16 protein-coding genes are annotated in these 20,390 nt (G+C 37.0%); 9 read left to right on the forward strand and 7 right to left on the reverse strand.

The genetic code is table 11. From position 1 onward, the window contains the following. Positions 1 to 156 precede the first annotated feature (156 nt). The 5 genes from priA to QWY78_RS01635 all read left to right on the forward strand — a co-directional run bounded on the left by priA (position 157) and on the right by QWY78_RS01635 (position 7,959). On the forward strand, positions 157 to 2,610 hold the full coding sequence (gene priA / locus QWY78_RS01615; protein ID WP_290216042.1) for a replication restart helicase PriA: 2,454 nt from the start codon (positions 157 to 159) through the stop codon (positions 2,608 to 2,610). 151 nt (positions 2,611 to 2,761) lie between these two features. Next, positions 2,762 to 4,213 (forward strand): D-alanyl-D-alanine carboxypeptidase/D-alanyl-D-alanine endopeptidase, encoded by a 1,452-nt coding sequence (gene dacB / locus QWY78_RS01620; protein ID WP_290215922.1) that lies wholly within the window; start codon positions 2,762 to 2,764, stop codon positions 4,211 to 4,213. A gap of 81 nt (positions 4,214 to 4,294) precedes the next feature. Further along, positions 4,295 to 6,226 carry a M1 family metallopeptidase gene (locus tag QWY78_RS01625; protein WP_290215923.1) on the forward strand — a complete coding sequence of 644 codons (1,932 nt, stop codon included), beginning with the start codon at positions 4,295 to 4,297 and terminating at the stop codon, positions 6,224 to 6,226. 97 nt (positions 6,227 to 6,323) lie between these two features. Beyond that, positions 6,324 to 7,517 carry a glycine C-acetyltransferase gene (gene kbl, locus QWY78_RS01630; RefSeq protein WP_290215924.1) on the forward strand — a complete coding sequence of 398 codons (1,194 nt, stop codon included), beginning with the start codon at positions 6,324 to 6,326 and terminating at the stop codon, positions 7,515 to 7,517. Positions 7,518 to 7,521: 4 nt separating this feature from the next. Continuing rightward, positions 7,522 to 7,959 (forward strand): toxin-antitoxin system YwqK family antitoxin, encoded by a 438-nt coding sequence (locus tag QWY78_RS01635; protein ID WP_290215925.1) that lies wholly within the window; start codon positions 7,522 to 7,524, stop codon positions 7,957 to 7,959. 128 nt (positions 7,960 to 8,087) lie between these two features. On the opposite strand, the gene QWY78_RS01640 is transcribed toward QWY78_RS01635, so the two are convergent. From QWY78_RS01640 to QWY78_RS01660, 5 genes are all read right to left on the reverse strand, one after another. Further along, positions 8,088 to 9,617 (reverse strand): TSUP family transporter, encoded by a 1,530-nt coding sequence (locus QWY78_RS01640; RefSeq protein WP_290215926.1) that lies wholly within the window; start codon positions 9,615 to 9,617, stop codon positions 8,088 to 8,090. A gap of 3 nt (positions 9,618 to 9,620) precedes the next feature. After that, the gene (locus tag QWY78_RS01645; RefSeq protein WP_290215927.1) at positions 9,621 to 10,862 is read right to left on the reverse strand and encodes a sulfate adenylyltransferase subunit 1; all 1,242 of its coding nucleotides are present in this window, start codon (positions 10,860 to 10,862) and stop codon (positions 9,621 to 9,623) included. A gap of 84 nt (positions 10,863 to 10,946) precedes the next feature. Then, the gene (cysD, locus tag QWY78_RS01650) at positions 10,947 to 11,855 is read right to left on the reverse strand and encodes a sulfate adenylyltransferase subunit CysD (RefSeq protein ID WP_290215928.1); all 909 of its coding nucleotides are present in this window, start codon (positions 11,853 to 11,855) and stop codon (positions 10,947 to 10,949) included. 18 nt (positions 11,856 to 11,873) lie between these two features. Next, complete coding sequence (locus QWY78_RS01655) at positions 11,874 to 12,569, reverse strand: phosphoadenylyl-sulfate reductase (protein WP_290215929.1); 696 nt, start codon at positions 12,567 to 12,569, stop codon at positions 11,874 to 11,876. 89 nt (positions 12,570 to 12,658) lie between these two features. Beyond that, positions 12,659 to 13,066, reverse strand: a complete 408-nt coding sequence (locus QWY78_RS01660; RefSeq protein ID WP_290215930.1) for an RrF2 family transcriptional regulator — start codon at positions 13,064 to 13,066, stop codon at positions 12,659 to 12,661. Positions 13,067 to 13,281: 215 nt separating this feature from the next. On the opposite strand from QWY78_RS01660, the gene QWY78_RS01665 reads away from it, so the two are divergent. Next, entirely contained in the window at positions 13,282 to 13,710 is a 429-nt protein-coding gene (locus QWY78_RS01665) for a DUF4268 domain-containing protein (protein ID WP_290215931.1), read from the forward strand. 53 nt (positions 13,711 to 13,763) lie between these two features. On the opposite strand, the gene QWY78_RS01670 is transcribed toward QWY78_RS01665, so the two are convergent. After that, positions 13,764 to 14,411 (reverse strand): Crp/Fnr family transcriptional regulator, encoded by a 648-nt coding sequence (locus tag QWY78_RS01670; protein WP_290215932.1) that lies wholly within the window; start codon positions 14,409 to 14,411, stop codon positions 13,764 to 13,766. A gap of 192 nt (positions 14,412 to 14,603) precedes the next feature. On the opposite strand from QWY78_RS01670, the gene QWY78_RS01675 reads away from it, so the two are divergent. From QWY78_RS01675 to aspA, 3 genes are all read left to right on the forward strand, one after another. Continuing rightward, on the forward strand, positions 14,604 to 15,938 hold the full coding sequence (locus QWY78_RS01675) for an anaerobic C4-dicarboxylate transporter family protein (RefSeq protein WP_290215933.1): 1,335 nt from the start codon (positions 14,604 to 14,606) through the stop codon (positions 15,936 to 15,938). Positions 15,939 to 15,957: 19 nt separating this feature from the next. Beyond that, complete coding sequence (locus tag QWY78_RS01680) at positions 15,958 to 17,118, forward strand: porin (RefSeq protein WP_290215934.1); 1,161 nt, start codon at positions 15,958 to 15,960, stop codon at positions 17,116 to 17,118. Positions 17,119 to 17,240: 122 nt separating this feature from the next. Beyond that, complete coding sequence (gene aspA, locus QWY78_RS01685; RefSeq protein WP_290215935.1) at positions 17,241 to 18,647, forward strand: aspartate ammonia-lyase; 1,407 nt, start codon at positions 17,241 to 17,243, stop codon at positions 18,645 to 18,647. An 86-nt stretch (positions 18,648 to 18,733) separates the two neighbouring features. On the opposite strand, the gene gldG is transcribed toward aspA, so the two are convergent. After that, complete coding sequence (gene gldG / locus QWY78_RS01690) at positions 18,734 to 20,389, reverse strand: gliding motility-associated ABC transporter substrate-binding protein GldG (RefSeq protein ID WP_290215936.1); 1,656 nt, start codon at positions 20,387 to 20,389, stop codon at positions 18,734 to 18,736. Position 20,390: the final 1 nt, after the last annotated feature.

The following is a 20,390-nucleotide window of genomic DNA, read 5'->3' on the forward strand; positions in this document are numbered from 1 at the left end:
TTTTGATTTATCAAAATAATCACCATCAATAGGAACGGGCTTTCGCCCGTTTTTCAATTAATAAAAGGCAATTGGTTTTTAGCCGAATTTTATTTCTAAATTTGTAAAACGGAATCGAAAGACTCCCGCATTATTAGCTCATCAAATCATCATACCATTAAATCAACTTTCGCCCAAGTCATTCTTCCCTTAAATTTAAAAGGAACTTTTACCTATAAAGTTCCTGTAGAACTGATGGAAAACATACAGGTCGGCATGCGGGTTTTGGTTTCTTTTCGAGGAAAAAAGATCTATACCGGAATCGTATTTGAACTTCATAACCACCAACCTGAGAATTTTGTACCGAAAGATATTATCAATATTTTAGATGATTTTCCGATTTTGCCAAAGGAACAGATTTGGTTTTGGTCTTGGCTTTCTGATTATTATATGGGTAATCTTGGTGAAATTTATCGTTTTTCATTTCCTGGTTCTTTAAAATTAGAAAGTGAAACCTATCTAAAATTAAAACCGAATGTAGCGGTTGATTTTGAGAATCTGGACGTTAATGAAATGTATCTCATCCAAGCTTTAGAGGTTCGGCAACTTATCAATTTAACAGAGATCGAAGCTTTTATTCCAAAAAAAGAAATTGTAAAAACAATCAATTCTCTAATCGATTTACAGTACATAGAAATCGATGAAAAGATCGCTGAAAAATATAAAGCCAAAGAAGTTGCCTATTTAAAAATTAATGAAGAAAAAGTAAAAAACACCCATTTACCAGAAATTCTATTAACGCTAAAACGCTCACCGAAACAGCAGGAACTTTTTCTTTTGCTGCTCGAAAAGCAAACCGAACATCCTGAAAAAGCAATTAAGAAATCTGATGCTTTAGAAGAAGGTAATTTTGCTCATGCACAATTAAAATCATTAGTTGAAAAGGATTTGGTACAGGAATATTATCTGCAAAAAGATCGGCTGGAAAGTTTCGAAGGAGAAACTGAAGATCTAGAAAAATTGAGTGATATTCAGCTTCAAGCGAAATATGAAATTGATGAAGCGTTCAAACAAAATAAAAATGTCTTGCTTCATGGCGTAACTTCATCTGGTAAAACCCATCTTTATTTAGAGAAAATTGAAGACGCGGTTGCGGAGGAGAAGAATGTGCTTTTTCTTTTGCCCGAGATTTCTTTAACCAAACAAATTGTACAACGTTTAGAGAAAAAATATGGCAGACAACTAGGATATTATCACCAGAAACTTACTGATTTTGAAAGGGTAGAAGTCTGGAGAAGAATAAAAAATAATGATATCAGAATCCTTATTGGAACCAGAAATGCGTTGTTTTTACCCTATCAGAATCTCGGATTAATCGTTGTTGATGAAGAACATGATTCGAACTATAAGCCAAGAGAAATTTCTCCGTTTTTTAACGCAAAAGATGCCGCCCAAATGTTGGCAAAATTTTATGATGCTCCTATAATTCTTGGTTCCGCAACACCTTCGGTAGAGTCTTTTTATGCAGCTAAAAAAGATAAACTGAAATATGTTTATTTAGGCGAACGCTTTGGAAGCGTGAAAATTCCGGAATTTGAGCTCATCAATTTTAAAGAAGCGCAGGATACCAAAAAATTAGCCGGTAGTTTTTCGCTCCATCTTATTGATGAAATACAGAAAGAACTCGATCATAAAAAACAAACCATGATTCTGCATAATCGCCGTGGATACGCCAATGTGGTAGAATGTGAAACCTGTGGTTACGTGAACTATTGTTCGAATTGTGACGTGGTAATGACTTATCATAAATTTTCAAATGAAATGAAATGTCATTATTGTGGTCAAAAAGCCTCGAAACCACGAACCTGCCCGAAATGCTATTCAGAAAACCTGAATATAAGAGGAGTCGGTGTTGAACAGATTCATGAAGAAGTTTCTAAGATTTTCCCCGAGGCAGAAGTCGACCGAATGGATGTAGATTCTATGCGCAGAAAATTCGCCTATGAGAAATTATATGAAAAAATTGAAGAAGGCGAAACCGATATTATTGTAGGTACTCAAATGATTTCCAAAGGGTTGGATTTTGATAATATTGAACTGGTCGCCATCCCAAAAGCAGACTCCTTATTATATGTACAAGATTTTCGGGCAGAAGAAAGAGCTTTTCAATTGATTACCCAAGTTTCGGGCCGGGCCGGGCGAATCTCTGGATCAGGAAAAGTACTGATACAGACTTATAATCCGCAACACGCTATTTTTCAACTGTTAAAAAATAACGATACGCCGATGATTTATGAGCATCTGCTGACGGAACGTAAAAAATTCTTCTATCCGCCTTTCGTAAAATTAATTATGATCGAACTGAAACACCGCAAAGAAGATAAAGTAAATCGTGCCTCTCAATTTCTAGGATCTATTTTAAGGAAATATTTGCCCGAAGAATGTATTCTTGGACCTGAAAAATCGCCAATCGGAAAATTAAATTTAATGTACCAATATCAACTTTTGCTCAAATTGCCGCGTGGAAAACGGTACGAAGAATACAAAGGTTTGGTTACCAAAAGTTTAGTCGAATTTGATGAGATTACAGCTTATCATTCTATAAAAAAGCTGATTTTCGTTGACTTTTAACAAAGTTTAACAGTTTTTACCACGTTTTTATACCCGTTAAATCACTGTGACTCAACAATTTTTTATACTTTTGAACGTTTTATAGATGTTTTGTATTAGAAAATTCTTCTTTTACCAGAACTAGTAATAGATAATCAAATAATAAAATTAAATGATTAACATCAAAAAAATCCTGGTTTCTTCTGCAATTGCAGTTTCTACATTTGCTTTAGGACAGGGGAGTTTCGCTTCGACAACTTACCCGCAATCATACGATACTCAAAATTTAAATTCTACTAAAGAGTCTGCTGAAAAACTTCTCAGCGCAAAGGAACTCGTGGATATTAAACTGAATTCAATGATCAATGATCCAGTTTTGCGTAATGCAAATTGGGGTTTTGTGGTTTATGATCCCAAAACCAAAAAAATCATTAGTTCTTATAATGAAAATGCTTCTTTGATTCCTGCTTCTACAACTAAATTATTGACTACGGAAACGGCGTTGAACCTTTTGGGAGAAAATTTCCGGTGGATTACCCAGTTAGAATATTCTGGAACCATAGAAGATGGTATTCTTAACGGAAATTTGTACATCGTAGGTAGTGGTGATCCGTCTTTAGGAACCAATAAAGCTGGTGCCTATTCGTATCGCGAAATAATTAGTGATTTTATTGCGGCCGCCAAAGACAAAGGAATTAAGAAAATCAATGGCGATATCATTATTCAAACTGGCGTTTTTAAATTAAATAAAAGCCAGTCTTTACCTGAAAGTATTGTGTGGTTAGAAAATGGCAATTATTATTTACCAGTTGGAACGACCCACGAGATTAATCCTCAAAATGAGAAGTTGATTGCAAAGAAATCCAATCCATTTTCTGAAAACAAAAATTATTATTACATCTCGCCTTACATTGGGCAGATGGTGTATGCCGATAAATTTGATGGTGGCTATCTCACTACAAAATTACCCGATGCTCCTGCCTATTTAGCGAACAACTTGCGAGCAACCATGTTAAAGAGTGGTTTGCCAGTCGTTGGAAAAGTGGTAACAAGATATGCAGATCCGAATCCAGAGAAGAGAGAGCTAATTACGACTTACCAATCACCGACTTTAGCCGAGATTGTTTTGTATACAAATCAACACAGTGATAACGCGTTGGCAGAAGCGACTTTACGCATGGTAGGTTTTCAGAAATTAGGCGATCAAACGCTAGAATCGGGAAGAAAGGTCGTTAATAATCATTTGCAATCAATCGGGTTTGATACGCAAGGTTTAAATTATCATGATGGCAGCGGACTTTCACGAAGTAATGTGGTAACTCCTATTTCGCAAGTAAAATATTTGGCCAATTTAATGGATCAAAAATATTATAAGACCTTCCAGGAAAGTTTACCGATTGGCGGACAAACCGGAACCTTAAAAAGAATGTTTTATGGAGCAGGAAATGGCCAAATCTTTGCTAAGACAGGTACATTAAATAAAGTAAAAACATTGGCAGGTTATATGAAAACAAACTCTGGTAAAACTTTGGTTTTCTCGTTACTCATTAATAATTATGCGGGTTCTGTAGATCAAGTTAAAAGCCGAATGGAACAAATTCTCGAGCCAACACTCAGTTTATAAATATTTATTTCATATAAAAACTAGCCTTTCAATATTTATTGAAAGGTTTTTTTTTATCTTTATCGGCAAATAATTGAATAAATGAAACAGTTTTATACATTAGCCTTAATCCTTTCTTTCGTACAGATTTTTAGCCAAAATGAAGAAGCAGAAAGAAAAAGTATGATTAAAAGTGAAACCGAAAGGTATGCTAAAATGATTAATTATAATGTGAACCCCAACACTTTAAATTATGATTTGAAATACCAGAGAATGGATCTGGAACTTGATCCAGCACAGAGTTTCGTAAGTGGAACAGTGACCAGCCATTTTGTGCCTAATCAAAATATTTCCAGTATTTATTTTGATTTCTCTAATGTTCTGACGGTTTCTGAAGTCAAATACCACGGAACAAATCTAACTTTCAGTCAATTGTCGACCAAAGAAATAAAAATTGACTTTCCAACTCCGTTAGCCTCCGCAACCTTAGATTCACTGTCGATCAAATATGCTGGCACACCAGATACGATGGGAAGTGCTGGTGACGCTTTTACAACTTCTACCCAAGGTGGAACACCTGTTCTTTTTACGCTTTCTGAACCGTATGGCGCCCAAGAATGGTTTCCGACAAAGCAAAGTATGAATGATAAAATTGAAAAATTTGACATCAAAATCACCACGCCTTCACAATACAATGTCGCTTCTAATGGGAAATTGTTTTCTGAAACGTTATTGCCAGGCAATAAAAAATTGACTTTTTGGCAAACCAATTATCCGATTCCCGCTTACTTAGTGGCCTTAGGAATTACGAATTACACCAAATTTAATGATACCATGGGAACGCCTCCTTTCCCTTTTGTCAATTACGTTTATCCTTCCACTGCCTCTAACACCACCAGTATGGCAAATATTAACTGGACCAAAGATTTAATGAATCTTTATGAGGAGTATTTTGGCCCATATCCTTACCGGAATGAAAAATATGGCCATATGCAATTTGGCTGGGGTGGCGGCATGGAGCATTCAACAATGTCTTCCATGGGCTCATTTGGCAAGGGTCTTATCGCTCATGAATTGGCCCATCAATGGTTTGGTGATAAAGTGACTTGCGGTGCCTGGAACGATATCTGGCTCAATGAGGGTTTTGCAACTTATGGTGAACATCTCACCAACGAGAAACTTCTCATGACCAACAGCCAGTTTATGAGTTATTTGCAATCAGAAATAGACTATATCACGCAATCCGCAGGAGGAAGTGTTTATGTAGCTGATGCAAGCTTAGGCAGTGTTAATACCATTTTTAGCGGCCGGTTGAGTTATTCCAAAGGTGGTTATGTTTTAAGAATGATCAAATGGGTTTTAGGAGATGCTCCTTTTTATCAAGCCTTAAAAGACTACCATAATCAACCCAACCTGGCTTACCAGTACGCCGTGACTACCGACCTGAAAAATTCTTTGCTGCAATCTACCGGAAAAGATTTCACTGGATTTTTTAATGACTGGATTTATGGGCAAGGCTATCCTTCTTATCAAATTAGATGGAATCAAACTCCCGATCAAGTCATTCGATTTAAAGTTGCTCAAACCCAAAGTCATTCATCTGTGAATTTCTTTGAGTTGCCCCTGCCCATTAAAGTGACAGGCACCGCTGGGCAAGTGGTATATTTGGTATTGGATCATCAATCAAATAATCAATATTTTGCCGAAGCACTGCCTTTTAATGTGGCTTCAGTAACGTTTAATTACGATAAACAAATCATTACAAAAGGGTCAACCGTAACCAAAGATCCAGCAATTTTAGCTGTCAATGATGTTTCGAAAAAGGAAATCAAAATTTTTCCTAATCCAGTAAAAGATGAACTCTTCGTGAACGGAATGACCTCAGAACATGCTTATCAAATTTTTAGTTTAGATGGGAAAATGCTGCAGGCTGGAACACTGTCTTCAGAAAAATCGATTGGAGTAAATCCGCTTCCAAAAGGAGTTTATCTGTTAAAACTTGCGGATAAAACTTTAAAATTTATAAAAGAATAGCCCAGCCCTACTTAACCTTATGTTATTAATAACAAAATCAGAAAAGCACTTGAAAGAGTGCTTTTTTTCGTAAATTAGCGTTTCAAAATAATTAAATATGATTTCAAAAAATTATCTGGAAAATTTACAGAACGAACTGCAAAATATTAAGAATGATGGTTTGTTTAAAACCGAACGAATCATTACCTCCCAACAATCTACGGTGATTGAAGCCAACGGAAAATCATTATTGAATTTCTGCGCGAATAACTATTTGGGCTTATCAAACAATAAAGAAGTGATGAAAGCATCCCAAGAAATGGTTGATAGTCGCGGTTATGGTTTGTCTTCTGTACGTTTTATTTGCGGTACGCAGGATATTCATAAAGAATTAGAAGCCAAAATTTCTAAATTCCTTGGGTTGGAAGACACTATTTTATATGCAGCCTGTTTTGATGCAAATGGGGGTGTTTTTGAACCATTATTTACCGACCAAGATGCCATTATTTCTGATGAATTAAATCACGCTTCGATTATTGATGGAGTCCGTTTGTGTAAAGCAGCCAGATACCGATATAAAAATAACAATATGGTTGATTTGGAAGAGCAGTTGAAAGCCGCTTCCCAGCAGAATCACCGTTTCAGAATCATTGTAACCGATGGTGTTTTTTCTATGGACGGAATTGTTGCAGATTTAAAAGGTCTGTGTGATTTGGCCGAAAAATACGATTGTTTGGTGATGGTCGATGATTCGCACGCAACTGGATTTATCGGTAAAACCGGAAGAGGAACACACGAAGCCAGTGCAGTGATGGGTAGAGTTGATATTATTACTTCTACTTTAGGAAAAGCTCTAGGTGGTGCATTGGGTGGATTTACCTCTGGGAAAAAAGAAATCATCGATATGCTGAGACAGCGTTCAAGACCTTATTTATTCTCGAACTCTCTCGCTCCAGGAATCGTAGGTGCAGCGATCAAAGTTCTGGATATGATTTCCGATGATACCACTTTGAGAGATCAAGTGATGGAAAATGCCGAATACTTTAGAAAAGAAATGAAAGCCAAAGGGTTTGATATTCCAGATGGTGATGCTGCGATTGTTCCAGTAATGCTGTACGACGCTCCTTTGGCCCAAAAAATGGCGGAGAAATTAATGGAGGAAGGGATTTATGTCATCGGATTTTTCTATCCCGTGGTGCCAAAAGGAAAAGCCAGAATCAGAGTTCAACTTTCGGCGGCGCATACCAGAGCGCAATTAGATATAGCCATTGCAGCTTTTGATAAAGTCGGAAAAGATTTGGGGGTTATTTAATTCCATGAATATCAAATATATTTTTCTATTGTTTATTTGCACACTCTTATCGTGTGTACCCACCAAAGTGAACCAACACATCAAGGATGGAAAAGTTCAAAAAAGAGAGGGGAAATGGATCGAATCCAATACTACCGAACAGGGCATTTTTGTTTCAAAAGGAAAATATAAGAAAGGTCTTAAAATTGGTGTTTGGCGTACTTTCATCGATCATAAAATCGATCAGAAAGAGATTTATCAGAAGGAAGTAATAAAGACCAAATTTTTTCATCCGAACGGAAAAGTGAAGAAGAAAGGGCAATCTACAACCGAAGTCACTGATGAATATATCCATTGGTACTATAATGGCGATTGGAAGTATTATAATGAAAAAGGAAAACTAATCTTCATTAAAAAATACAATAAAGGAAAACCTTTAGACAGTATTTCTTATCAAAAATAAATTTAAATTCAATAGGAACGGGCTAAAGCCCGTTTTTTTTAGGAGCATTCTTCGGCTTTAGCCAAAAATTAAAAAATATACTTATGAGTTTTATTTTTAAGAGTAATTAGTAAATAAATCACTAAAAATTAACTCAATGATTTTACAATTGAAATAACACTCAATGTTATAATGAGAATCCCAATAACTACAAACATTTTCTTAATCGGAATCCTGTTCGTCAACATGGCAGCGAAAGGAGCGGTAACGATTCCTCCGATCAATAATCCGAGTACAATATTCCAATGCTGAATTCCGATGGTTAGTACAAAGGTTATTGCACTGGTGATCGTCAGTATAAACTTCGCTAGGGTAGAACTTCCGATGACGTAGCGTGGTGTTCTGCCGTCTTTTAGTAAAGTTCCAGTAACCAATGGTCCCCAACCACCACCTGTGAAAGAATCAATAAATCCACCAGTTAATCCTATGGCTCTGATGCTTCGACCGGATTTCTGGATGCGCACTTTCTTTTTATTATTATTATTAAAGGCATTTCGCAAAATGTTAATGCCAAGATATAAGGTATAACAAGAAATTAATGGTTTTACAATGTGCGCATAATGCTCACCAAAATAGGTGAGTGCCAACGCACCGATGATTGCCCCTACAATCGCCGGAATTGCCAGCGTTTTTACCAACTTCATGTTCACATTTTTCAGTCGATAGTGGCTGATACTTCCTGCCGCCGACGTAAAGGTTTCTGCCGAGTGAATACTTGCGCTGATGATTGGTGGCGCAATATTCATCATCAAAAGAATCGTCGTGCAAATAATACCATAACCCATTCCTGTGCTTCCCACCACCAATTCTGCCACAAAACCAACCGCCAACATTTTGTAAAAAATATGATCGTCCTGATTCATAAATGCATTGATGTCTGGAAATAACTGAAATTCAAAAAGAATATACGATAAAACACCAACCAAAACCATCACGCCAATAATACCCAGATAAATACTGGCCCGGCGACGAACCGCTTTGGCAATTTTTGACAAATTTTCGTATTCCGAATCTGCAAGCGGATGTTTCTGTCTTTGATCAAGATAATCTGCGGTAATCGTATCGAGGATTTTCAGTTCATCTTCCCGGTTTATCAAAGGGTTTTTATGAGCAAATTTCAGCTTGCCAATAAACTCTTCAAGGTCAGAAGGAATGCTGTGTTCGATAATTTTATTGATTCTTTTCTGTACTTCTGGCGAATAATCATTAGAAGAAATTCCCAGTTTTATATTTTCTTTTTTAATGACAGAGACCAATGAAAAATCACTGATTTGTGGCTTGCCAACTACATTCACGAGAATGTTTTTAAGATGAGCGCTTTGCACCAGATGTTCTTCAAACTCGTGATCTTCGGTAGAAATAATCAGCAAAGCAAAATCCAGTAAATCTTGGTCTTCGATTTTTCGATGGATGAGTTTGATGTTTGTTTTTTCAGCTGAAAATGCAATGAGTTCAGCTGAAATATTTTCATCAAAAATCTTAATTTTACAATGAATAGAATTGCGGCAGAATTGCTTCACTGCCCGAAAAATTAGATCGTCATGGCCCACCATTAATACAGGAATCCGTTCCAAATTGAGGAATAGCGGATGCATATTATTGGGTTGAACGATACTCATCGCTTACAGGATCATTACCGCAGCAACGGTTGCATTGCTGGTTTCATCAATCAAAATGGCACTTCCTGTTCCTTTGTTTTTCTCAAAAGAATCGAAAACCAGTGGTCCCGCTGTTTTCAAAGTGACACGCACCACTTCATTCAATTTTACCGAATCGGTAATTGGTGTTTTTTCTAAAGTATTCACGTCTAATTGATACTCAATATCCTTCACAACCACTTTAATGACTTTACTCCGATGTTGTAAAAAATATTTATTGCCGGGAATTAAAACTTTATGATCCATCCAACAGACCAAGGCTTGGAATTCGTTTGCCACGGTAGGAATGTGCTCCATCTTTACAAAAAAATCACCTCTCGAAATATCAATATCATCTTTTATATGAATAACGGCGGGTTGTGGTGCAAAAACTTCATCAACTTCTTTTCCGCCGGTTTCCACTTTAGAAATTGTGGTTTCTATATTTTGCGGTAGAATTTTGATGCGGTCTCCTTTTTTATAAATTCCACTGACGATTTCCCCGGCGTAGCCTCTATAATCATGGTGTTCTTCGGTTTGCGGACGAATAACAAATTGTACCTGGAAGCGCGTATCTTCTAGATTGGTTTCCTCGCTGGTTTCAACTTGCTCCAAATATTCCAGTAATGAACTTTCTTTAAACCAAGGCATTTTCGTAGAACGATCCACAATATTATCTCCATCTAAAGCAGAGATCGGGAAAAACTGAATATTGCTGAGGTTAAGTTTTTTGGCGATTTCTAAATAATCGGTTTTAATTTTTTCAAAAACTTGCTCGGAAAAATCCGCCAAATCCATTTTATTCACGGCGATGACGATGTGCTTAATTTTCAAAAGAGAAGCGATGATGCTGTGTCTTCTGGTTTGCTCGATGACGCCTTGCCGAGCATCGATGAGGATAATCATCAGCTCAGAATTTGAGGCACCCGTAATCATGTTTCTCGTGTACTGCACATGTCCGGGAGCATCTGCAATAATAAATTTTCTATTAGTAGTTGAGAAATACCGGTACGCAACATCAATCGTGATGCCTTGTTCCCGTTCGGCCCGCAAACCATCAGTGAGAATTGCCAAATCGATACCGTCGGAATTTTTATTTTTAGATTGCTTTTCCAGGGCTTCTAATTGATCCACCAAAATACTTTTGCTGTCGTACAAAAGTCGACCAATTAAGGTGCTTTTGCCATCATCAACACTTCCGGCAGTCATTAATCTTAATATATCCATGTATTTTTATTTGTTAGAAATGAGGAATTCGTAAGGAGTAATAGTTGCATTGCTCATCACGTATTTCCAATTATTCATTCATTGTTAAAAGTATCCGCCTTTTTTTCGGTCTTCCATAGCGGCTTCGGTCACTTTATCATCGATTCTTGTTTCGCCCCGTTCCGAAATTCTGGAAGCGGTGATTTCTTCGACCACCTCATCTAAGGTCGCTGCGTTGCTTTCTACCGCTGCGGTACAAGTCATGTCGCCCACCGTTCTGTAGCGTACGGTTTTCGTAGAAATTTTATCATTTTCATCAATTTGAATGAAATCTGAAACTGCAATGAGTTGACCTTCATATTCCAAAACTTCTCTTTCATGCGAAAAGTAAATCGTGGGCAACTGAATATTTTCTTTTTTAATGTAATTCCAGACATCCAATTCGGTCCAGTTAGAAATAGGGAAGACCCGAACATTTTCACCTTTGTGAATTTTTCCGTTATAAATTTTCCACAGTTCTGGTCGTTGCAGTTTGGGATCCCACTGCCCGAAATCATCACGAACAGAGAAAAAACGTTCTTTTGCACGGGCTTTTTCTTCATCCCGCCTTGCGCCCCCGATGCAAGCATCAAACTGAAACTCTTCGATCGTTTCTAATAGCGTATGCGTTTGCAACCAATTTCGTGAAGCAAATTTTCCTTTGGGTTCGGTTAGATTTTGTTTATGAATGGTGTCTTCCACTTTTCTAACAATTAATTCGGCGCCGATTTCTTTTGCTAAAAAGTCTCGGTACGCCAATGCTTCCGGGAAATTATGTCCCGTATCGATGTGCACCAAAGGGAAAGGGATTTTCATCGGAGCAAAGGCTTTCATCGCTAAGTGAACCAAGGTAATCGAATCTTTTCCGCCGCTGAATAATAAGGCTGGTTTGTCGAACTGGGCTGCAACTTCTCGCATAATATAGATGCTTTCTGCCTCTAATTGCTCCAGATCATTTAAATGATATTTTGACATAATCGTATTTTACAATTTTTATTTTTCGGAATGCAGACCGCATTCTTTTTGAGATTCTTCCCACCACCATCTTCCAGCACGCGGATTCTCGCCCGGCTCGATCGCTCTTGTACAAGGTTTACAGCCCACGCTGATGAATCCTTGGCGATGAAGGGGTAGATCCAAAATCTGGTGTTCTTCAATATATTTTAAAACATCGTTATAAGTCCAATAAAGCAGGGGATTAAATTTGTGGAGTTGCCTGGTTGCGTCCCATTCCAGCATTTGTAAGGTTTGTCGGTTTTCAGATTGCTCACTTCTAAGACCAGTAATCCAAACCTTGGCGCCTTCTAGAGCGCGGTTTAGTGGTTTTACTTTTCGGATAGCACAGCATTCTTTTCTGTTTTCTACCGACTGAAAAAAACTGTTAATTCCTTTTTCATTAACCATTTTTTCGACCTCGTCAGCAGCTGGGAAATAAACTTCTGTTTTAATTTTGTATTTGGAATTGTTATTTGCTAAAAGATCGTAGTGTTCATAAAATAATCGTCCCGTATCCAGAGTGAATACTTTGATGGGCAATTTATTTTTAAAAATAACATCGGTAATAATTTGATCTTCCTGACCTAAAGAAGTAGAAAACACAATTCCGCTGGGAACGATCTCGCATAGTTTAGAAAGACTTTGCTCGAGGGTAAGCTTTTCTAATTGTTGAATGGCTTCTGCTGAAAACATTATTTGTTTAATTAAGGTCAACAAATTTGCGACAATTTAATTATTCTACCAAATTAGTGGACTAATAAGGCAAATAAAAATTGAAAGATTTAATCCACGATGTCTAGTAAGGTTTTCTTTTCTAAAATGGCTAAAGAGGAATCACGAACCTCGATCAAAACATCGTGCAGCCCACAATGTTTTTTGTTACAATTCATACATTGTTCATGAAAATGAATACTAACGCAAGGAATCATGGCAATAGGGCCATTTACCAGTCGGATAATGGTTGCAAGAGTAACCTCAGCGGGATTGACATTAAAGAAATAGCCGCCACCTTTTCCTTTCTTACTGTCCAGAATTTCTGCTTTTTTCAGTTCAAGGAGAATATTTTCTAAAAATTTTAAAGGTATTTTTTTCTCAGTCGCAATGTCTGAAATCAAAATGGGTCCTTCCTCCTTTTTTCCAACAAGATAGGAAAGGGCTCGAAAGGCGTATTGTGATTTTTTGGAAAGCATAAAGCAAAATTAAGTAAAAGTTTTTAGAAGCTATAAAAAAGCATTGTATCAAATAGATATGCTTTTTTCCACCGCGAAATCAAGAATGTTTGATGAGCGAAAGTGAATTAAGAATATTTCTATAAATAGAAATATATTTGTGTTCAAAAAAGGATCGAGAAGATGGGGTAAAATATGATATTTTGAGTAAGTTCGCACTTTGTAAATTTATTGGCATGTTTAGTAAAGAAGAAGCACAAAGATTGAGAAAAGAATTCTGGATCGCCTTTGGAAAAAGTTTTCCCAGAAAATGGCTTTTATACAATACCAAGATCAAGGATTTTGCTTTTAAATTTAACGCAGATGCTAGGAAAGTCGAAGTTTCTTTAGATATAGAAATCACTGATGAACTCTTTCGCAATGCCTATTTTGAAAAAATGTGGTCGCTGGAATCTATTTTAGAAGAAGAATTGGGTGCGGTGCTGAAAGATGAATTCTATACTTTAGAAAATGGTAAAGTCATTTCTAGGTTTTGGGTCACTAAAGAAAATGTTTCTATTTATAATAAAAATACCTGGCAAGAAATCTTCGGGTTTTTTGTAGAAAAAATGGACGGATTTGAACGGGTGTTTCACGAATATGAAGATTTTATAAAAGACGTTTAATCAACTTATTCTATTCTGATTTTCTAATACATCAATGAATAGTTAACCAAGTTTTAACCGAACTTTTTAATTGAAATTAAGGCTTCAGTATTCAGTATTTTTATTTTTTCATCGGTATATTCGATGTAACCTTCTGCGGTAAAATTATTTAGACACTTGTTGATATTTTCTCTCGAATAGCCCAAAACATCGCTAATTTCTTTCTGCTTTAAAAAATTTAAACATCCTTTTTCGCCATAATGCAGTAGAAAATTTGCTAAAGCACCATTGATTTTGTTGCGTTTATAGCTTAAAAGATTTTTGGCCAGGCAAGTCATATTTTCATTCGCCTTATTAAAAACGTCAACAAGAAACTTAGAATTAGTAGACACGAATTTTCTGTAAACATTTTTTTCAAACTGTATCACCTGCGTACCTTTTACACCGTAAGCTGAGAAAAAAATGGGTTCTTCACTGAATAAATACCGTAAACCGATAAAATCTTTTTCCCCATAAATATCAACCAAGCGACCATCGTGATCTTTCAATTTTACTTCGCCTTTATAAATGTAAAAAACCGAGAGCAGTAAGCTTTCGTTTTTAATGAACATTTCTTCTTGATCAAATTTCATGAGTGAAGCATTGGCGTTAAGAACTGACTTTTCGTGATCGCTTAAATGATTAAAAAAAGAATTTTCCAGATAGGCTTCAGGTACAATCATCTTTATTATTTAGACAGCAATGTACGCAGATTTTATTCCAGTACAATGCTATTGGAGCTGAGATAAATCAACTGCGTAAATGTTCACACCATCATGTGAAAAATGTAACCCCTTACTGAAAGATAGTTCATAGCTTAAAATTCAGAACATGGGCTATACTTGCTGACCTTTACACTAATAAAAAACAAGCACATGGAATACGCAGTATATTTACAACTTATCGTGGTGTTGGCCGCAATATTTGTTGGAGCAAAAGTTGGGGGAATCGGATTGGGGATTTTTGGAATGATCGGAATGGCTATTTTGGTCTTTGTGTTCCAGATTCCTCCTGGCGAAGCTCCTATAGAAGTGATGTTAATGATTGTTGCGGTAATTACTGCAGCATCTGCCTTACAGTCTGCCGGCGGATTAGATTATCTGGTGAAGGTCGCTGAGAAAATCCTTCGAAAAAACCCAGAATCAATTACCTTTCTGGGTCCGATTGTATGTTATGTATTTACTTTTTTGGCTGGTACAGGGCACATTGCCTATTCCTTATTACCGATTATATCGGAAATTGCCACAGAAAGTAAAGTGCGTCCCGAACGGCCATTAAGTATATCTGTTATCGCTTCACAACAGGCGATTACTGCAAGTCCTATTTCAGCCGCCACTGCAGCTTTGTTAAGTACCAGCTTACTCGGTGGTCAGGGAATTGAAATGATTGATATTTTAATGGTCTGTGTACCCGCGACGATTATTGGTGTTTTAGCAGGTGCTTTCGCGGTTAGTTTTGTAGGAGTTGACCTGGAAAAAGATCCTATCTATTTGAAAAGACTTCAAGAAGGTTTAATACAAAATAAAGAACATGCAACAGATTCTGAAGATACAACGAGCAATAAACGGCCGCTTATTGCTGTTGTTCTATTTCTAATGGGTGTTTTGTCAGTCGTATTATTTGGGTCAATCCCAACCTTACGGCCATCATTTCTTATCGATGGCGAAATCGTGAAAGTAACGATGGCACAAATCATACAGATCGTAATGATGTCTACCGCAGGGTTGATTCTGGTTTTTGCTAAAGCGGATGTCACCAAAGCAGTTAACGGAAGTATTTTTATTGCAGGAATGCAAGCGGTGATTGCCATCTTCGGAATTGCCTGGATGGGAGATACTTTTTTCAATGGTAACCTCGCATTTTTCAAAGAGCACATTCAAAGCGTAGTTACTTCTTATCCTTTCTTATTTGCCTTTGCCCTATTTGTAATGTCGATCCTTTTGTTCAGCCAGGCGGCAACGGTTCGTACGCTTTATCCACTAGGATTGGCTTTAGGAATTCCTCCATTGGCTTTACTGGCAATGTTCCCAGCCGTGAACGGTTACTTCTTCCTTCCCAATTATCCTACCGTAGTCGCCGCAATTAACTTCGACCGGACCGGTACCACCCGAATTGGTAAGTATGTGATCAATCACTCCTTTCAAATTCCGGGTTTTGTTTCTACGATTGTAGCCATTGGAGTAGGTTATTTGATCATCAGCTTTATGTAAACAGTAAAAAATAAACATTATGAAAAAGTATATTATAACCTTAGTCGCCTGCGTTTTTTCTTTAGGCATCTATGCTCAAGATAATCCGACCAGTACGCAAACTGAAGATAAGATTAGTTTTTTGGAAAGGCATAATGACCAACTCAATATTTATTTCCATATACAATCCAGCTTTGATATGATTTCAGAGGAAGGTGAAGCAACTGAAATGGCCTTTAAAGCAAGACAGTTCCGGTTGGAAATTAAAGGAAATCTCAATGAAAAAATATTTTATCGTTTTAGACAACGATTAAACAGACCTACCAATCCACAGTCTTTAGATAATATTGGTAAAGCCACTGACTATATGTACGTAGGTTATAAATTCAATGATAAATTTAGCATTATCACTGGGAAGCAACGTCAGGCTTGGGGAGGATTTGAATTTGATCAGAATGCCATCAATGTTCACGAATATGCTGATTTTATTAGCGCAATGGACAACAGTATGATGGGAGGAGCCATTATTTATACGCCCATTAAAGATCAAGAATTTCAGTTTCAAATCACCAATAGCAGAAACTCCTATTTAGAAGATATTTACGGTGATTTATCAGCGCAGGGAATTGAACAGTCTCACAATCCACTTGCTTATATCGTCAACTGGAATGGTAGTTTTCTCGACAAGCGTTTTCAGACCCGATGGGCGTACGGTATTCAGACAGAAGCTGAAGATAATTATTCTTCAATGATTACCATGGGGACTAAATACAATCTGAAGCACTTTCAGTTAACTTTAGATTATATGAATGCTGATGAAAAGATAGACCGCTTGGGAATCGCTACGAAAGATGGAGCCGAATGGTTGGCGCTCAACAATCAGAAAGTGTTTCAAGACGTTACTTATAATACGGTGATTTTAAAAGCAGAATTTCAGCCAAAACCAGAATGGAATATTTTCGCCAAAGGAATGTATGAAACCACTTCTGTAAAAAACGTAGAGAATTATGACGATGACTTCCGAAAAGCCTACGGTTACATGGGAGGCGTTGAATTTCTTCCCTTTAAAGATCAGGACTTACGAATTTTCTTAGCTTACATCGGTCGGAAATATGTGTATACGGAAGCAATTCCTTCTCTACAAGATTATAAAACTGATAGAGTTAGTTTAGGAGTGATGTACAGAATTAAAGCCTTTTAATAAAACGGAAGCAAACAGAAATTAATAGGTGTTTAAAAATTCTGTAGAACACAGACCAATTAAATTTAAGCATTAACAAAAATTAAAAATAAATAAATATTAATATTTCAAAATCAATTATTATGAAAAATTATAGATTAGAATCCGATTTACTAGGAGAATTACAAGTTCCTAAAGACGCTTATTATGGCGTTCAAACTCAAAGAGCGGTAGACAATTTCTACATTACAGGTAACAAAATGGGTGAATATCCAGAATTTGTAAAAGCGATTGCTTATGTAAAACTTGCGGCTGCACAAACCAATCATGAACTGGGTCTTTTAGATGACAAGATGACGGCTGCGATTTCGCAGGCTTGTCAAGAGATTATCGATGGTCAATTCCACGATCAATTTCCAGTAGATATGATTCAAGGTGGTGCAGGAACATCGGTGAATATGAATGCCAATGAAGTTATTGCCAATCGTGCTTTAGAAATTATGGGCTACGAAAAAGGAGATTACCAACATTGTTATCCGAATGATCATTTGAATCTTTCGCAGTCTACAAACGACGTATATCCAACTACAGTTCGACTTACCGTGATCAGAATGAACCAGATTTTGGTGAAACATTTAGCTGAACTTAATAATTCATTTAGAAAAAAAGGAGAAGAGTTTAGCGATGTAATTAAAATGGGTCGTACTCAATTACAGGATGCAGTTCCGATGACTTTAGGTCAGGAGTTTGGCGCATTCGCTGCTAATTTAGATGAGGAGATTACCCTTTTAAATAATATTTCTAATTTATTCTTAGAAATTAATATGGGTGGTACTGCTATCGGAACAGGAATTAATGCTCCGCAAGGATATGCATTACTTTGTGCAGAGAAATTAGCTAAACTAACTGGTGAAGCATTTGTATCTGCTCCAAACCTTGTAGAAGCTACACCAGACACAGGTTCTTATTTAATTTACTCTTCAGCGCTTAAACGTTTGGCCGTAAAACTTTCCAAAATCTGTAATGATTTAAGATTGCTTTCTTCAGGACCTAGAACAGGTATCAATGAAATTAATCTTCCTGCCATGCAACCGGGTTCGTCCATTATGCCAGGAAAAGTAAATCCTGTTATTCCGGAAGTGGTAAACCAGGTTTGTTTTAAAGTGATCGGTAACGATTTGACGGTGACTTTTGCGGCAGAAGCAGGACAATTACAATTAAATGTAATGGAGCCCGTACTTTGTGCCTCGATCGTTGAATCAATGATCTACTTGCAAAGAGCGATGGATACTTTAAGAACGAAATGTATTGATGGAATTACTGCCAACCGCGATGTTTGTAAAAATTTAGTCATGAACAGCATCGGTATTGTAACTGCATTGAATCCTTACATTGGCTATAAAGCCAGTACTAAAATCGCTCAGCAAGCGATGGAGACTGGTAAAACGGTATATGATTTAGTTCTAGAACAAAATATTTTGTCCAAAGAAAAGCTAGATGAAATTCTTGATCCTAAAAACATGCTAAGTTCTCACGACGTAGTGAAGTAAGTTTATTTTTCGCTAAAAAGAAAAGGAATCATTTCCCACTGGTAGTGAGAAAGACCTTCAGGATTTAACCTTGAAGGTCTTTTTATTTATTCAAATTTGCGTTTCCTTAACCAGAAAAACAAGCCGCCTAATACTCCGATAATTCCCAGTGGTAATACTAAATTTAACCATTGCCAATCGGTTTTCTCTTCGTCGATTCTTTGTCGGTCGAGCAATCTGGCTTCGATATTTCGGTTTCTCAATTCCATTAAATTAGAATCATCTAAAAGAAAATCTAAAGCGTTTCTCAAAAACTGCTCGTTGCCGTAGGATTGCTTTGTCAATAAATCTTCGCCGAGTGGGAGCGGGTTTCCTTTATAAATTTGATTTCGGCCAACATCGCCATCGGCAATAACAATCATTTTATTTTCGGGGCTTTCCGCTTTGTAATCTGGATAGCTATTTCGCTCACTTCTCGTCGCGTAGGCCGACTTAAACTTGCCTTCCAAACTCACTGCTAGAATTTTTGGTGCGGTTGCTTGATCAAATTCGCTCAACGAATCCACTTGTACGATTTCTGCCAGAGCAACATAGTTGGGAACCTGTTTTACATGCGTATGGTCGCTCGACTCAAAAAGCACTTTTGTTTTAATGTTTTTTCTGCCTAATGTATCAATGGAAGTGGGAAATTCAAATTTTACCGGATTGATGTTTTTGGTAATAGGATTTTTATTTTCCGCAATTCCCAACGGGAAGTAGGGCCATAGAAAACTACTGTATTGTGGATTACCAGCCACTTCTCCCGAAACGATTCGTAAAAGTGCAGATTTTTTCATATCCTTCACCAAACCAGCATTTAGCCGGATGCCATAATTGAAAAAGAAATCGGTTAAATTTACGTCCATCGGGTAGGCCATTATTTTTTTGGTGTGGAAAAGGGTATCCATTTCGGCATTTACAGCATCGATCATCCACAGTGTTTTTCCACCATTCATAATGTATTGATCCAAAATTACTTTTTCGTTTTCGGTAAAAGCTTTTCTTGGTTTTGCAATAACCAAAGCATCCATGTGTTGAAGTTGCGGAACATCGGCATAAGTCAGTTCGGTCTGATTCTGGGGGATTATTGGTCCTGCATTGTAATTTTCCAAAGCCATTTCCATAAAACCTTGAAATTCTTCCGGGCGCAATTCATCTTGATTAATGAGGATTCCGATGGTTTTTTTCCGATCCGCCGTCATACTTTTAATATTTGAAACGAAGCTGTATTCTAAATTTTCAATGGATTTGTTGAGTTGTTCTGAGGCATCAATTCCGGTCAGATTTACGATTAAAGGAATTGAAGTTCCCTGTGAATCATATTTTAGAACAGCGTAGGGAAACATTACGATTTCAGAGATTTTACCTTCTTTCATGTCTGGTAAAATCGAAGGTTGCATTCCCATGGCAGCCAAAGTGTCTTTTGACATTTTTGTCTTAATTGGATCAATGAAGCGAAAATCAATTTTAGGATTAACTTTTCGGAATTCCTCCAGCATGAATTTCGTTTCGTTTTGCAACTGGCGGAAACTTGCCGGGAAATCACCATCCAGATAAACTTCAAAAGTCAAGGGTTTTTTTACTGATTCCAGCACTTTAATGGTCGATTCGGAAAGGGTGTATCTTTTCTCTTGGGTTAAATCAAAACGTTTCGAGAAAATGCCGAAAATCCCCAGGAGTAAAAGGAATGCTAGAAGAAGATAGTTGAGGTTTTTTTTGTTCATT

The organism is Kaistella yonginensis (genome assembly GCF_030409525.1).
GTDB classification, from domain to species: domain Bacteria; phylum Bacteroidota; class Bacteroidia; order Flavobacteriales; family Weeksellaceae; genus Kaistella; species Kaistella yonginensis.

Excerpts from the sequence above, each read along its gene's own strand:
- QWY78_RS01645 (WP_290215927.1), bottom strand. The coding sequence starts at position 10,862 with ATGGATATATTAAGATTAATGACTGCCGGAAGTGTTGATGATGGCAAA.
- QWY78_RS01625 (WP_290215923.1), top strand. The coding sequence starts at position 4,295 with ATGAAACAGTTTTATACATTAGCCTTAATCCTTTCTTTCGTACAGATT.
- gldG (WP_290215936.1), bottom strand. The coding sequence starts at position 20,389 with ATGAACAAAAAAAACCTCAACTATCTTCTTCTAGCATTCCTTTTACTC.
- QWY78_RS01680 (WP_290215934.1), top strand. The coding sequence starts at position 15,958 with ATGAAAAAGTATATTATAACCTTAGTCGCCTGCGTTTTTTCTTTAGGC.
- QWY78_RS01665 (WP_290215931.1), top strand. The coding sequence starts at position 13,282 with ATGTTTAGTAAAGAAGAAGCACAAAGATTGAGAAAAGAATTCTGGATC.
- cysD (WP_290215928.1), bottom strand. The coding sequence starts at position 11,855 with ATGTCAAAATATCATTTAAATGATCTGGAGCAATTAGAGGCAGAAAGC.
- aspA (WP_290215935.1), top strand. The coding sequence starts at position 17,241 with ATGAAAAATTATAGATTAGAATCCGATTTACTAGGAGAATTACAAGTT.
- QWY78_RS01640 (WP_290215926.1), bottom strand. The coding sequence starts at position 9,617 with ATGAGTATCGTTCAACCCAATAATATGCATCCGCTATTCCTCAATTTG.
- QWY78_RS01655 (WP_290215929.1), bottom strand. The coding sequence starts at position 12,569 with ATGTTTTCAGCAGAAGCCATTCAACAATTAGAAAAGCTTACCCTCGAG.
- QWY78_RS01660 (WP_290215930.1), bottom strand. The coding sequence starts at position 13,066 with ATGCTTTCCAAAAAATCACAATACGCCTTTCGAGCCCTTTCCTATCTT.
- kbl (WP_290215924.1), top strand. The coding sequence starts at position 6,324 with ATGATTTCAAAAAATTATCTGGAAAATTTACAGAACGAACTGCAAAAT.
- QWY78_RS01675 (WP_290215933.1), top strand. The coding sequence starts at position 14,604 with ATGGAATACGCAGTATATTTACAACTTATCGTGGTGTTGGCCGCAATA.
- QWY78_RS01670 (WP_290215932.1), bottom strand. The coding sequence starts at position 14,411 with ATGATTGTACCTGAAGCCTATCTGGAAAATTCTTTTTTTAATCATTTA.
- QWY78_RS01635 (WP_290215925.1), top strand. The coding sequence starts at position 7,522 with ATGAATATCAAATATATTTTTCTATTGTTTATTTGCACACTCTTATCG.
- dacB (WP_290215922.1), top strand. The coding sequence starts at position 2,762 with ATGATTAACATCAAAAAAATCCTGGTTTCTTCTGCAATTGCAGTTTCT.